Origin of the sequence: Frateuria sp. (assembly GCF_013362045.1) — a bacterium.
Lineage (GTDB): Bacteria > Pseudomonadota > Gammaproteobacteria > Xanthomonadales > Rhodanobacteraceae > Frateuria_A.
Map to the genome: position 1 here is coordinate 1 of NZ_JABFWW010000178.1, position 2019 is coordinate 2019.

Below are 2019 nucleotides of genomic sequence, written 5' to 3' on the forward strand. Positions count from 1 at the left end.
GCCGGCTGCGCGCTGTCCCGCTCTTTCGTGGCGTCACTCCCGCGCAAGCGGCAATCCACTGCGCCGGTATCCCGGCGCACCGGACACTGTATGACCGCATCCGACTCCTTTCCGCCTGGAATTTGCGCGTGACCATCGAGCCCGTACCGATCAAGGACGGCGAGCTGATCGCCGCGGTAGACCTGGGTTCGAACAGCTTCCACATGGTGGTCGCGCGCATGGAGCACGGCGAGCCGCGCGTGATCGACCGCCTGCGCGACACCGTGCGCCTCGCCGCCGGCCTGCGCTCCGACGGCACCCTGGACGCCGCCCACCGCGCCCGCGCGCTGGCCAGCCTGGCGCGCTTCGGCCAGCGCATCGAGAGCCTGCCCTCGGCCAACGTGCGCGCGGTGGCCACCAACACGGTGCGGCGGCTGGCCTCGCCGCACACCTTTCTCGCCAGCGCGGAGGCGGCGCTGGGCCATCCCGTGGAAATCGTTTCCGGCCGCGAGGAAGGTCGGCTGATCTTCCTTGGCGTGGCGCACGACCTGCCCGGGTCGCGCGAACCGCGGCTGGTGATCGACGTGGGCGGCGGCAGCACCGAGTTCATCATCGGCCGGGGGCTGGCGCCGCTGCACACCGAAAGCATACAGGCCGGCTGCATCGCCTCGACGCTGCGGTTCTTTCCCGGCGGCCGGCTGACGCCCAAGCGCTGGAACCGCGCACGCAGCGAGGTGGGCGTGCTGCTGCAGCAGTTCGCCGAGGACTTCCGCGAATCCGGCTGGCAGGAGACCTACGGTTCCTCCGGCAGCGCCAAGGCGGTCGACGCGGTGATCCAGGCCATGGGCCTGACCGACGACGGCGTAACCCTCGACGCCCTGGCCGAGCTGCGCGAGGCGATTCTGGAACAGGGCCAGATGGACCTGCTGCGCCTTCCTGGCCTGACCGAGGAGCGCGCGCCGGTGTTCGCCGGCGCCGTGGTGATCTTCGAGGCCGCGTTCGACGCGCTGGGCATCGATCACATGCGCGTGTGCGAAAGCTCCATGCGCGAGGGCCTGCTGTGGGACCTGCTCGGACGCGCCGGCGGCCTCGACCCGCGCACCGACAGCATCGACGCGCTGGCCAAGCGCTACGGCGTCGACCGCGCGCAGGCGCGCCGCGTCGAATCGACCGCGCTGTCGCTGTTCGACCAGGCCGTGCGTGCCTGGAAGCTCGATGCCGAGGCGCGCGAGTGGCTCTCCTGGGCCGCCCGCGTGCATGAAATCGGCCTGGCCATCGCGCACAGCCAGCACCACCATCACGGCGCCTACATCCTGCGCCACGCCGACCTCGCCGGCTTCTCGCGACAGGAGCAGCAACTGCTCGCCGCCGTGGTCGAGGCCCACCGGCGCAAGCCGGCCAAGGCGCTGATCTCGGTGCTGCCGCAGCGCTATCGCACCCTGGCCCGCCACATCACCGCGCTGCTGCGCCTGGCCGTGCTGTTCCGCCGCGGCCGCCGCGCCGAATCGCTGCCGTCGCTGAAACTCAGCGCCACCAGCCATCGCCTGCGCCTGACCATCCCCGCCCACTGGCTCGACCAGCATCCGCTGACCGAGGCGGACCTGGAGCAGGAGCAGGGGCCGATGGCGGAGCTGGGGTTGATGCTGGAGATCCAGCGGGTGTGAGGGGGGCCGCTGGCGCGGGGCCGTCGCGTTGAGGTGGTGTGCGCCGATGCGCTCCTCAGCGCCGCTTCTGCTAGGCATTTTCCGCGAGTGGAGTGCTTCGCCTTGCTCTCTCTCCTTGGGAGGAGGGCTGGGTGAGGAGCGGTGCTCACGGGGGATTTGGTTGTGCGCGGATGCGCTTTTGTCTATCGCTCTTGTGTGGCGATCCTGCGACCGGGCTCGCCTGCGGCGGGCTTTCGATCGCCTGCCGGCGCTCGAGTCACTTTTCTTTGCTGGCCCAAAGAAAAGTAACGGCGGAGTCAAGTTAGAAGTGCGTCATCGATCGCCTGCGCGAGGTCATGCCGCCCCAGCGCGCGCATGAACATCTCCGCCGGGCAGT

Annotated in this window: 1 protein-coding gene; it reads left to right on the forward strand. The window is 70.2% G+C overall.

The window, feature by feature from the left end:
• Window positions 1-128: 128 nt before the first annotated feature.
• Window positions 129-1643, forward strand: coding sequence for a Ppx/GppA phosphatase family protein (locus HOQ08_RS08260; RefSeq protein ID WP_291193184.1), 1515 nt, complete (start codon window positions 129-131; stop codon window positions 1641-1643).
• Window positions 1644-2019 lie beyond the last annotated feature (376 nt).